Origin of the sequence: Rhodococcus sp. WB9 (genome assembly GCF_007558985.1) — a bacterium.
In the GTDB taxonomy this organism is placed as follows: domain Bacteria; phylum Actinomycetota; class Actinomycetes; order Mycobacteriales; family Mycobacteriaceae; genus Rhodococcus_F; species Rhodococcus_F opacus.
Genome location: NZ_CP041769.1, coordinates 4,700,672 through 4,713,164, shown reverse-complemented (window position 1 = coordinate 4,713,164; position 12,493 = coordinate 4,700,672). Strand labels below are relative to the sequence as shown.

General features: G+C 66.1%; 10 protein-coding genes. 5 read left to right on the top strand and 5 right to left on the bottom strand.

From position 1 onward, the window contains the following. Nucleotides 1-259: 259 nt before the first annotated feature. On the bottom strand, nucleotides 260-1,903 hold the full coding sequence (locus FND50_RS21840) for a carboxylesterase/lipase family protein (protein WP_186301125.1): 1,644 nt from the start codon (nucleotides 1,901-1,903) through the stop codon (nucleotides 260-262). A gap of 491 nt (nucleotides 1,904-2,394) precedes the next feature. Between FND50_RS21840 and FND50_RS21830 the strand changes: the two genes are divergently transcribed. The 5 genes from FND50_RS21830 (at nucleotide 2,395) to FND50_RS21810 (ending at nucleotide 9,257) form a co-directional block, all read left to right on the top strand. After that, nucleotides 2,395-3,186: an enoyl-CoA hydratase/isomerase family protein gene (locus FND50_RS21830; RefSeq protein ID WP_144287086.1), complete on the top strand. Its 792-nt coding sequence runs from the start codon at nucleotides 2,395-2,397 to the stop codon at nucleotides 3,184-3,186. A gap of 31 nt (nucleotides 3,187-3,217) precedes the next feature. Beyond that, nucleotides 3,218-4,198, top strand: a complete 981-nt coding sequence (locus FND50_RS21825) for an ABC transporter substrate-binding protein (protein ID WP_144287085.1) — start codon at nucleotides 3,218-3,220, stop codon at nucleotides 4,196-4,198. 132 nt (nucleotides 4,199-4,330) lie between these two features. Next, complete coding sequence (locus FND50_RS21820; protein ID WP_260850615.1) at nucleotides 4,331-6,673, top strand: CoA transferase; 2,343 nt, start codon at nucleotides 4,331-4,333, stop codon at nucleotides 6,671-6,673. Between the two features lie 54 nt (nucleotides 6,674-6,727). Then, nucleotides 6,728-7,672 (top strand): zinc-binding dehydrogenase, encoded by a 945-nt coding sequence (locus tag FND50_RS21815; protein ID WP_144287083.1) that lies wholly within the window; start codon nucleotides 6,728-6,730, stop codon nucleotides 7,670-7,672. 40 nt (nucleotides 7,673-7,712) lie between these two features. Next, nucleotides 7,713-9,257 (top strand): AMP-binding protein, encoded by a 1,545-nt coding sequence (locus tag FND50_RS21810; RefSeq protein ID WP_144287082.1) that lies wholly within the window; start codon nucleotides 7,713-7,715, stop codon nucleotides 9,255-9,257. Nucleotides 9,258-9,282: 25 nt separating this feature from the next. On the opposite strand, the gene FND50_RS21805 is transcribed toward FND50_RS21810, so the two are convergent. The 4 genes from FND50_RS21805 to FND50_RS21790 form a co-directional block, all read right to left on the bottom strand. Then, on the bottom strand, nucleotides 9,283-10,176 hold the full coding sequence (locus FND50_RS21805; RefSeq protein WP_144287081.1) for an IclR family transcriptional regulator: 894 nt from the start codon (nucleotides 10,174-10,176) through the stop codon (nucleotides 9,283-9,285). Nucleotides 10,177-10,265: 89 nt separating this feature from the next. Then, entirely contained in the window at nucleotides 10,266-11,096 is an 831-nt protein-coding gene (locus FND50_RS21800; protein ID WP_144287080.1) for an alpha/beta fold hydrolase, read from the bottom strand. Beyond that, nucleotides 11,096-11,416: a ferredoxin family protein gene (locus tag FND50_RS21795; protein WP_144287079.1), complete on the bottom strand. Its 321-nt coding sequence runs from the start codon at nucleotides 11,414-11,416 to the stop codon at nucleotides 11,096-11,098. Before FND50_RS21795 ends, FND50_RS21800 begins: the two co-directional genes overlap by 1 nt. A gap of 1 nt (nucleotide 11,417) precedes the next feature. Then, nucleotides 11,418-12,428, bottom strand: coding sequence for an NAD(P)/FAD-dependent oxidoreductase (locus FND50_RS21790; protein ID WP_144287078.1), 1,011 nt, complete (start codon nucleotides 12,426-12,428; stop codon nucleotides 11,418-11,420). Between the last annotated feature and the right edge of the window lie 65 nt (nucleotides 12,429-12,493).

Below are 12,493 nucleotides of genomic sequence, written 5' to 3'. Positions count from 1 at the left end.
CGATGGCCGCCTTCTTGGGGCTACGACACGCCGGTCCGATGCGGATCCGGTCCGCACACCATCTTCATAGACGCAACCGATAGCGCTCCCTGTGAGGCCCGTCCATCTACGGCAAGTATGGAACCCACCACCCGAGACCCCCAAGGCATAAATGATCCCTTGGGGGCCGGAAGCCTGCGTCCTTCCTGGTGACGACACGGTACGTGTGTGGGCGCTACGGGCCTCGGCATGACGATAACCAGAGTGTTGTCGACGATCGTCAGGCAGTGGGCGTGGTGGGGAGCCAGTTGTAGTTCTGCTCGTTCCAGAATCCACACCGGTGGTCCGCTGCGTACTGCTCCGTGCTGACGGTGCGTGTGTTGGTGCCTGAATCCAGGACCATCATTTTGCCGTCACCGATCGCCGGCCACTCGGGCCGAGTGGGAGCAGTGGGACTGCCGTGCGCGGCGAATCCTGCCCAATAAGCCATCATCGTTTGCGACAGTTGCTGCTGTTCCGGAGTGAACTGCGTCGCCAATTCCCCGCCCCACAGGTACGGCAGCTGGGTGGAATGCGCTGCTCCTACGTTGAAATCGGGAAGTTTGGTCTCGCGTGTGGGCGCGTGCTCGTCGTCGAACCTGTAGAAGAAGACTCGTGGCTGCTGGACAGCAATGTCGTTCGCCAGCGTCAGGTATTGGCATCCTCCGAGCCCGTAGAACACACTGCTGTCATTCCATATCGTACTGAGTGCGTAGGCCGCACTGTACGGACTCGGAAACGACGAGTACGGATACTGGTCGGCGACAGCGTGTGCAAGTGGTCCGAATTCTTCCTGCAGTTCCTGCTTGTATCGGTCCTCAGTCATGTCTGCGAAAGGGATTGCCCAGCTGCGAGTTTCATCGCGTGTCTCCCCGATCATGATGGGGACATTGTTGAACGAACCAGACTTGATCGCCGCGTCCGGTGCAATCGGAAGTTCGGGGCCCCCGACGATGGGCAGAGGGCCGGTGAGGATTCCCCCGAAATTCGCGCTCGCTGCGAGAAGTTCTTCGCCTGATCGCGATCGTAGGCACCGGGCCATGTCGCCGGGTTCGGGGCAGCCTGTCGAACCCGCGAACGAGACGGCGTCGGCCTGCGCTTCTTCAGTTGAGTGGCTCGGGCATCCGCCGCTTTGGATGATCGCGCCCTGGAACAGGCCGGTCGCTGTCGGCGAAGCGAGTTGGGCGCACACCGAGTGTCCTCCGGCAGATTGACCCACAATAGTGACTTGGCCGGGGTCGCCGCCAAAGCCTGCGATGTTCTCTCGAACCCAGCGCAGGGCTGCTTGCTGATCCAGGAGTCCGAAGTTTCCTGCGGTGCCGTCGTCGGCCCCGGGTAGCTGGAGGAAGCCGAAGGCGCCGAGGCGGTAGTTGATGGTGACAACGACTGTGTTGAACTTTCCCGCGATTTGTGACCCATCTGACTGGCTTCCCGAACCAGTCATGAAGCCACCTCCGTGAATCCAGAACAGGACCGGGAGGGGCCCTCGGGTTCGCTCGGACGGTGTATAGACATTCAGATACAGACAATCTTCGCCATAAGACACCTCGTCGCTGCCACCGCTCACCGGTTGATAGCACCTCGGGCCGAATTCCGCTGCTGAACGGATGCCGTCCCACGTCGGCGTCGGTACGGGCGGCTCCCAGCGCAGGGTGCCGACGGGTGGGGCCGCATAAGGCACGCCGAGGAACTGATCCACCTGTCCAGTCGATACCCCCTCCACGTCACCAGTTTTCGTTGCGACGACCAACGAAGGACTGCCCGATTCTGCTTGTGAACGTGAAGCTGCATCTTCGGGTCCCGCATGTGTACCGCAACCTGTCAGGGCCGCCGTCAATGCCAGCGCGATAATTGTTTTCGCGAACAGTCGCGTTGTAACGCTCACCCAATCTCCTTGAATTGTCGGATGATTCCCGGTCGAACGAAATGGAGGCGTCGATGTGGCCACGGGCGAGTAGGGCGGGTTGCTCGGGACGGCCGGTACCGAGCAGTTTCACGGCGGCAGGGTCGACCCCGAGAGTTCTCGCAGGCGTACAGGAAGGCTTGGAGCCCCGCCAATGGCAGCGCCAAGTATCTGCAAGTGGGGCATCCGCCGCATCAAGGCCGTCCCGGTAGCCGGACCCGACGGGCTGACCTGCATGGATGTGGGAGATCGACGAAAGGCAGATAGGGCGTTGACTACCGCACGCCAGCGTTCTGGCGCACATCCCGTTTCTCAGCTGTCGAGAGCCGGAGGGTTCATGATATTCGGCGGAATGCTTCGCGTGCGCGGCCCGGTTTGCGTCGCGGGTTCGCCTACCGGACCGCTGGGGGTGTGCCGGGGCGCGAGCGCACTGATACTCGAATTCTCAGTTCCAGTCGACCCATGGAGTACAGATGACGCCTTCCTTCCCTCCGCTCGCCGCATCGGTGCATGCCGCTGTGGCCGACGCCGTGGCGGTCGTGCGCATCGAGCGACCGCCGGCCAACGCCTTCGATCCCGCTCTGATCGCGGAATTGCTCGACACCCTGAAGCCGCTGGCGGCGGACACCGACGTGCGGTGCATCGTGTTGCGCGGAACGGGACGCTTCTTCGTGGCTGGCGCCGACATCCGAGTGATGCGCGAACTGTCGGAGGAGACGCAGCACGCGATGCGGCCCTGGATCGAGGTGCAGCAGGTCCTCGAGACTGCTCCGAAACCCGTGCTGGCAGCCCTCAACGGGCATGCACTCGGCGGTGGAGCGGAGTTGTCACTGGCCTGTGACGTGCGGGTGATGGCGGCGTCGGCGTCGATCGGGTTCCCGGAGATCGGTCTCGGACTGTTTCCCGGGGCCGGCGGCAGTCAGCGCTTGCCCCGCTTGCTCGGTGCGCATCGAGCGAAGCTCCTCATGATGGAGGGTCGGCGCCTGTCCGCCGACGAGGCCCGCCGGATCGGCTTGGTGGACGAGGTGGTACCGGACGACGAATTCGACGCGCGGATAGACCGTCTCGCCGCCGAGTGGGCGGCGAGACCGACGGCCGCAATCGGCCTCCTCAAGCGGGTCGTCGAAGCAGGACGGACACTCCCACTCGATCAGGCACTGGACGCGGAGTTTGTCGGTGTCCTCGATCTCATTCGCACGGCCGACGCCGCCGAAGGGCTACAAGCCTTCCTCGACAAGCGTCGGCCGCATTTCACTGGCCGCTGACCCGGCTCGCCACCTCACCCGAAGGATTCTCATGACACACTCGATCGGACGGCGCGCGTTGCTCGCCGTCGCGGCACTGGCGGCTCTCACCGTCGCCTCGACGTCCTGTACCCGGCCCGCGACCGAAGCAGCGCAGGGGAGCGGGCTGATCCGCATCTCCGTGGGTGTCGACCCGTCGTATGCGCCGATCTTCCTCGCCGATGCCGAGGGCATGTTCGAGGACGCCGGACTGGACGTTCAGGTGATGCAGACAGAAGGGGGAGCAGCCGGCGCGCAGAACGTCGTGGCAGGGACTTCGGAATTGTCCGGGAACGCCGACTCCACGGCGCTCACCGTCATGGCCGCGAATCCGTCGCTGCGCGCGCTCGGTGTGTTCGAGGATTCCGACCGCTACTTCCAGGTGGTCCTGCGCGAGGGTGTGGAGCCCAAGGACATCGAGACGATGGGTGTGTTCCCCGGTATCGGGCTCTACTTCACCGACTTGTATCTGCGGAGCCTCGGTCGAGACCCGGCGTCGGTCAAGCTCGTGAACACCAGTCCGCCCGAACAACCGGCGCTGCTCGCCCGCGGTGACATCGACGGATTCCTGTCGTTCGATCCGTGGGTCGAGCAGGCCGCGGAGACAGGCGGTCGTGTCGTCGCGACGACCGGTGACTTCGGAGCCAGGTATTCACAATGGATCCTGGCGTCCGATTCCTGGTTGTCGGCGAACGAGGACGTCGCCGCCCGGGTGTTCGACGTGATCGCCGAGTCCGCTGCAATCACCGATGCCGACCCGGAGCGGGCCGCCAAGGCGATCTCCGACTCGATCCAGATGGATCCGGCCGAGGCCCGTCGGACAGTATCCCAGATCGATTTCGGGGTGCGCGACTTCACGGACGACGACGTGGCACGAGCGAATCAACTGGTCACCTTCTTCCGAGGCCAGGGCAAGATCACAGGAGAAGTCGATACCTCGAGCGTTCTGCTCCGTGGGTGGGTCACAGACCACCTGAACCAACCCCCGGCCTGACGCTCGGCGACGACGCGTCCGTCCGGTTCGGTCAGCAGAACAGATCGATTCACTGGTACGGGAATGCGACGTAGGTTCGGTTCCAGTGAACGGGCGGACGCCCGCTGGGAACTATGAAACGGAGTCCTTCTGGTGGAAAGCGCAATTCGCGTGGTGGAGTTGTCCAGCCCGCTGAGCCGATTCGCCGGCCGCATCCTGGTCGGACTGGGATACGAGGTTGTCCTGGTCGAACCGCCGGAGGGTGATCCGACCCGACGGGAACTGGACGGCCACGCATTCACGCACTGGCACGCCGGAAAGAAATCCGTCGCGATCGACGTCGAGACAGCCGTGGGCCGTGCGGAACTGGCGCGCCTGGTGGCCGGGGCGGACGTATATCTCGATGGCAGCGCCGTCGGCGACGAGCCGATCGAGCCGGCGCCGGGACCGGTCGTTCACGTACGAGTCACACCCTTCGGCGTCGACGGTCCGCGCCGCCAGTGGTGCGCCACCGACCTGACGCTCGCGGCCCTCGGTGGAATGCTCGCCCAGGTTGGTGAAGCCGACGGGCCCCCGCTGGCACTACCTCAGGGGCAAGCCGAACAGCTGGCAGGGGTGAACGCCGCGGTCGCGGTGTTGCTCGGCCTCCAGGCGCGGCGTCGGGGCCCGGTCCCCCTGATCGACGTCTCCGCACAGGAATGCGTGGCGGCAGGCCTCGAGGCCGGCGCCCTGGCCTATCTCCACGAGGATCGCGTCCCGGACCGACCCGGCCGGGTGCACCCGTTGGTACCGCACGGCCTGTTCCGGGCCGCTGACGGTTATGTCGGCGGCGGGCTCGGCGGAAGTCCCCGGATGTGGGACGCGCTGGTCTCCTGGCTGGTCGAAGAGGGTGCCCAGGAGGATCTGGACGACCCGAGATGGGCTGACCCCGTCGAGCGGAAAGAGCAGCAGGACCACATCTTCGCCGTGCTGCAGCGTTTCCTCGACAAATGGCCGAAGGAGGACTTCGCGCGGGCAGCGCAGCAACGCAAGCTGCCGTGGTCGGCCGTCGTCCGACCCGACGAACTGTTGTCGAACCCCCAACTCCATGACCGCGACTTCTTCGTCGACGTCGACGAGCCCGGGACCACCGTACGAGATCTGGGCTTCTCCTTCCCCTTCCCGGAAGGAGGGAGGACCCGGGCCCTGCCGGTTCCGTCGATCGGTGCGCACCAGATTCTCCTCGACGAGCCGAAACCCGAAGTCCTCGAGCCGACCGTGACCGCATCCGGGCCAGACCTGCTGCCCCTGTCGGGCGTCCGGGTCCTGGACCTCACCTGGGTCCTCGCCGGTCCCTACTGCACTCAGATCTTGGCGGACCACGGCGCCGACGTCATCAAGGTCGAGTCGTCGGGCCGACCCGACCCCACACGGTTCGCGCCGTTCATGCACCTGTCCCGCGGACCACACGACGACCCGAACACCAGCGGATACTTCAACGACGTCAACAGGAACAAGCGCAGCATCACTGTGGACACTCGTTCCGAGGCAGGACTGACCGTGCTCGCCGACCTCGTGGCGCAGTCCGACGTGGTGGTCGAGAACTTCAGTTCCTCGGTGATGGAGAAGATGGGCTTCGGGTACGAACGGCTTCGCTCCTTACGCCCGGACATCGTGTACGTCTCCATGTCGGGGACCGGTCACACCGGACCGCGACGCGACTGGGTCACCTATGCGGACATCGTCTCCGCCGCTACCGGACTGACCGCTCTCACCGGGTGGAGCGCCGATGACGTCGTCGGAGCGATTTACGGTCATGGTGACATCGTCGCAGGATTGCACGGCGCCGCAGCGGTTCTCGCCGCCCTCGAGCACAGAGACCGCACCGGCCGCGGTCAGCACATCGATCTCTCCCAGCTGGAGGCGATGGCGTCACACATGGGCACCAGTGTCGTGCAGGCGACGGGCGCCGGACAGCTTCCTGTTCCGCTCGGCAATGCTCATCCCGACATGTCACCGCACGGCGTCTTCCGCTGCCTCGGACCCGACCGCTGGTGCGCGGTCACCGTTCGTGACAACGCGGACTGGACCAGATTGTGCGCGGTGATCGGCTGCCCTCAATGGGCGACGGACGAGCGTTTCCGCACGCCCGAGGCGCGACGGGCGCACGAGTCCGACATCGCGGCGGCGATCACGGCATGGACGTCGCCGCGGCCCGCCGATCTCGTCACCGAGCAACTCCAGCAGGCGGGCGTCCCCGCCGGGACCGTGCAGAACGGGCGGGACCTCGTCGAAGCCGATCCGCATCTGCGTGCCCGCGCCTACTACGTGCCCGCCGTCCATCCCCGTGCGGGAGCGTTTCTCCACCAGGGCGCCCCGATCCGAATCGGGAAAGCCGTCACGATCCGGCAACCGGCGCCGGTACTGGGCGCAGACACCGATGCCGTACTCCGCGAGGTCACCGGCTACTCCGCAGAGACCATTGAGCGGCTGCGAGCCGACTCGGCCCTCACCTGAGCCGGTCACTTCGATCAGACCTTTCCACCCGACAGCACTCCCGAAGGACAGAACATGCGCGCAGCCCGCTTTCACACATTCGGACACGACCCGATCATCGACGACGTCGAGGTGCCGACCCGGAAACCCGGACAGACCCTCGTCCGGATCGACGCGGCGGCGCTGGGGCACCTCGACCTCACCGTCGGCAGCGGGAACTTCGACATCAAGCCGGCCCTGCCCCACGTCGGAGGCACCGACGGGGCCGGCACCGTGATCGAATCGGACATCTTCGACGCCGGTACCCGGGTGCTGGTCCGGGGCGGCGGAGTCGGCCTCTTCAAGCCCGGATGCTGGGCCGAGTACCTCGTGGCCGCCGACAAGGTTTTCACTCCGTTCGACTCCGCCCTCGAACCGGCCATTGCAGCCACGTTCTTTCTCCCGAGCACAACCGGTTTCGTCGCGGTCCACGACATCGCCCGCGTCACCGCGGGTGAGCGGGTCCTCGTATCCGGAGCAGCCGGCGCGGTCGGGTCCATGGCTGCGCAGTTCGCGCTCCTCGCGGGCGCCGACGTGATCGGTGTGGTGCCGCGAGCCGACCAGGTCCCGCTCGTGCCCAATGGTGTCCGACCGGTCGTCGGCCGTGGGCGTGAACTGGCCGACACCCTGGGACCCGATCCGGTGGCGGATGTGCTCGTCGATACCCTCGGCGGCGACTCGCTGCCGTACCTGCTCGAGCGCGTCGTACCGGGCGGGCGGGCCGCGCTGATCGGCTACACGCTGGGGACCGAACTCACGATCGATTTGCCGAACTGGCTGCTCAAAGATGTACAGTTGCTGCCGGTCAACATGATTCGCAAGAGTGCGCGACAGGCAGAACTAGCACCCGACCTCATTCGGCGCCTCGTCGACGGCGAGATCGGCATGGCGGTTCAGGAGTTTCCGCTCGACGACATCGCGTTTGCTCTGCAGATGATGCGTGAAGGGAAGGTCGCCGGCCGCGCGGTCGTCGTACCGTGACCGTCCGCCATCGCTCGTTCGCCGAAGGAAGGTGACACCCGTGACGCCCGAATCCGATTCTCTGCCACTGCCGGCCGCGATGACGATTCCGGCACTCCTCGTCCAGCGTGCCACCGAGCGGGGCGATCATCCCGCCGTCCGGGCCGGGGACGTGGAGGTGTCCTATCGCGAACTCACCCAGCGAGCCGCAACGACGGCCGAGGCGCTGTCCCGACATGGGATCGGCCGGGGTGACGCGGTGGCCGCGATGTGCGCCAACCGCATCGAATTGATCGACCTGCTGCTCGGCTGCAGTTGGCTCGGAGCGGTCACGGTGCCGTTGAACACAGCACTGCGTGGCGACGCCCTCGACAGCGTGCTCGAGCAGTCCGGGGCGGGCCACCTGCTGATCGAGCCCACCTTTCTGCCCCGGCTCCGGCAGACACGATTCACCGGTGAATCCTGGATACTCGGCACTTCGTCCGTTCCCGGGCCGGACGACAGCCGAACTCCCGGACGAGCGGCCGACCCCGCGGTAACCGCGCTCGACACGGCGGCGATATTGTTCACGTCCGGGACTACGGGACACCCGAAAGGGGTCCGCTGCCCGCATGCTCAATCACTGTGGTGGGGGGCAGGAGTGGGAGCCTCCCTGGGCTTGGGACCCGACGACGTTCTGTACAACGGCCTTCCTCTGTTCCACACGAATGCGCTCAACACACTGTTCCAGGCGCTGGTTGCGGGAGGAACATTCGTGCTCGGCGAACATTTCTCGGTGCGGCGATACTGGGCGCAGGTGGCCGACAGCGACGCCACCGTGATCTACCTGCTCGGTGCGATGGTCGCGATGCTCACCGGCCGGGAACCCGGCACGGACGACAAGAAGCACCGCGCCACCCGCGCCCTGGCGCCGGCGACTCCGGCCCGCCTGTGGACTCCCTTTCGTGAGCGTTTCGGCGTCGAACTCGTCGACGGCTACGGCACCACCGAGACGAACCTCGTCCTCGGAACTGTGCCCGGCGATCGCCGACCCGGCTGTCTCGGAACGGTGCGCGACGGCTACGACGCGAAGGTCGTCGACGCCGCCGGCGCCACCGTCGCGGACGGCGTTCCCGGCGAACTCGTCGTCCGCACAGACCTTCCCGGAGGATTTGCCACGGGATACCTGTCCGAGCCTCCCCGCGTAGCGGACGACTGGATCTACACCGGTGACCGGGTAGTCCGGGAACCCGACGGTTGGTATCGATTCGTCGATCGCGTCCGCGACGTCATCCGACGGCGCGGCGAGAACATCTCCTCGGCCGAGGTCGAGGAGGCCTTGGCCCGGCATCCGGCGGTCGCGCAGGTCGCGGTCTTCCCGGTGCCGTCGGAACTCGCCGAGGACGAAGTGATGGCTGCCGTGGTCCTCCGGGAAGGAATGCAGGCGAGCCCCGAGGACCTACGGCACCATGCGGCACCACAACTGGCGTACTACGCTCTGCCGCGGTTCATCGATTTCGTCAGTGAACTGCCGTTGACCGAGACCGGCAAGGTCCGCAAGGAGGTACTCCGTTCGCGTGGGGTCGGCCGCGGCACCTGGGATGCCGACGCCGTCCCGTCTCGGTGACCCGGCAGCCGCCTCGAACCACCGGTTACCGGCCGCACCCGTTGAACGAGCACATCGCGGGTGTGCACGCCCCGGCGCCGGCGAAGTCGGTCGCCGAGTATGCGCAGCGCATCGCGTGAAGTGCTCGGGAGATCCCGATGCCCGCGGTTCGTAGGGCGCCGGCAACCCGGCTGACGTTGAGCCGCGCCGTCGGACCTGTTACCGACAGGGCTCCGGCGAGGGTGCGGGGTCCGCTGAACACCGGCACCGCAACACTCATGTAGCCGATGCGGGTCTCTTCGACTTCGACTGCGAGTTGCTCGTTGCGCATGCGGTCGAGTTGCTGGCGCAGGACGGCGACCGACATCGTGGTGCGGGCGGTGAGGGCGGTGAATCCTTGCTCGATCACCTCGTCGAACACCGCCTGTGGCGAGAACGCCAGGATCATCTTCCCGGTCGCGGTGCAGTACAGCGGCAACCGGCCCGCCACCCGCGACTGCTGTTGCAATCCGCGGTGACCGACGATCTTCTCGATGTAGAGCACGTCGATGCCGTCCCGAACCGCGAAGTGCACCGTCTCCTGCGTTGCAAGGAGCAGGTCTTCCATGAAGGGCAGGGCGGCGTCACGCAGGATGCGCTGCCGGGGGACGAGCTGTCCGAGTTCGAACAACCGCAGGCCCAAACGGTACTTCGTGCCCGCCCGCTCGAGGAGTCCCCATTCAACGAGTTCGCCGGCCAGCCGGTGCACGGACGCCTTCGCGACACCACTTCGACGTGCGAGTTCGGTGAGCGAGAGGTCGCTGTGCTCGCTCCCGAACGCGTCGAGAATGAGCCGGGCCTTGCCGAGAACGGACGACATGTCCTGTCCCGCAACGCGGTGTGCCGGGGGGATCGGTACGACCGGGCCGAGGCCGGCCGAATGCTGCGCCTCTGTAGTCACTGCTGCCTCCTGGCGGTTGGCGGGGCATTCGTCCCGATCACAGCCACGCTAGGGCTGGACGATGGCGAGACGCACGCCACAGGGTCCGGTCACCGGACCCGTCCCAAATTTTCGGGCACGGCCCGCACGTTCGGTGAGTTCAGAAAGGACCGGACCGCAGTAGCCACCCGCGGTGCCTCGCGCTCGATCAACGCAACGGTCCCGTCCTCGATCACCTCCTCGAGCACGACCCGCGCCCCGGTGAACTGTTTCCTCAACGTCGGTAGGTGGGGCATCGAGAACGGGTCTGCACCGGCAGCGAGCAGCAGCACCGGCGCCGTGACCGCTCCGATGCGGTCCGCCATGTCGTAACGAGCGCAGGCACGGTGTCCCTCGGCGGGATCGACACCGTGCGCGAGGGCGTCGCGCAGGAAGCGGTCGAGCAAATCCGTTGCCGGGGCTGGGTAATACGGTCGTCTCAGGTTCCACAGGGTCTGCAGGTGGCTGCCGTCAGGCTTGCGGACGGCGCGGTCCACGCTTCCCGAACCCGATTCGTTGTTGCCCTCCGTCCATGGGCAGGAGGACAGCACCACGGCTTCGACTCGCCCGGGGCGGCCGGCAGCCATCTCCATCGCGACCGCGGCGCCGGTGTGATGCCCGAGGACCGCCACCGGTCCGGCGTTCACGGCGTCGAGGAATTCCCAGGCGGCGTCGGCGAACGCCTCGATCGTCTGCGGCGGAGCGAGTGACGCACTCGCTCCGAATCCCACCATGTCCAGGGCGAGAACCCGGAACTCGTCCGCCAGGAGCGGGATCAACTCGCGGAACTCGTCCCAGGACCGCGGGGTCTGATGCAGCAGGAGGAGCGGCAGGCCACTGCCAGATTCCGCATAGTGCAGTTGCCCGAACCTCGTGTCGGCGTATCCGAACCGGATCGCCATCAGTAGGCCGTGACCATCGGGGTGTCCACGCCGATGACGTCGATCTTCGCGGCGCCGCCCGGATTGCCCACCGGCTCCGCTCTGGTCGGCAGGACCTCGAGGAAGAAACGCTTCGCGTCCTCCTTGAAGTCGGGGTTTGCCTTCCGATCCACCGTGATCGCCTCGACCGGGCAGGCGAGTTCGCAGGCGCCGCAGTCGATGCACTCGTTCGGATTGATGTAGAGCTTGCGCCCGCCCTCGTAAATGCAGTCGACCGGGCACTCCTCCATGCAGGAGCGATCCATGTAGTCGATACACGCTTCGCCTATGACGAATGCCATTTCAGCTCTCCTTTTCCGTGGAATGGCCCGGGAAGATCTCAGCGTCTGGATCGAGGACGGCCGCGGCGTTGTTGACTGCGGTCGCGGCCTCACCGAATCCGACGGCGATGAGACGAACCTTCCCCGGGTAGTCGGTGATGTCGCCGGCCGCGTACACGCGCGGCACGGTGGTCTCCATTCGGGTGTTGACGACGATGTGGCGCGAATCGATCTCGAGTCCCCACTCGATCATCGGTCCGAGGTCGGCGGTGAACCCGAGAGCGGCGATGACGGATTGCGCCGGCAACGTGGTGGTGGTCTCGTCGAGTTTGTGGGCGACGTCCACCTCCGTGACCCATCCGTTGCCGCGGACCGCGACAATGTCCGCATTGACCAGCATGCGCACAGTGCTCTCGCGGACCTTCGTCACCGTCGCCGCGTGAGCACGGAACTTGTCGCGACGATGCACCAGGGTTACCGACGACGCGATCGGCTCGAGATGGGCCGCCCAGTCGAAGGCGCTGTCGCCGCCGCCCACGATTACCACGTCCTTACCGGTGTGCGCGGAAAGGTCGGGCACGAAGTAGCTGAGACCGCGGTCGACGAAATCGAGCCCCTTCACGAGAGGGCGCGGCGTGAATGTCCCGATCCCGCCGGTGATCACGACCGCACCGGCGGTGACGGTGCGACCTTTGCTCGTCGCGATCACGACTCGTCCGTCTTCGGCGTGATTCAGTGTCCGGGCCTGCTCGTCGAGCAGATACGCCGGATCGAACGGCGCGGCTTGCGCGAGCAATCCGTTCACGAGATCCCGCCCCTTCACGGACGGGAAGCCCGCGATGTCGAGGATCGCCTTCTCCGGGTACATCGCGCTCACCTGGCCACCGGGCTCGGAAAGAGCGTCGAGAACGGCGACCCGGAGTCCGCGGAAGCCGGCGTAGTACGCACCGTAGAGACCGGCTGGGCCGGCACCGATAATGAGAATGTCGACGTCGAGGTCCGTGCCGGTCGACGCGTTGAGCGAAGCGTTCATGCCGGCAACGTTAATCATGTTGCCGCGCCGGATAAATGAAACCGGTCCGGTCAGCAGACTGTGTT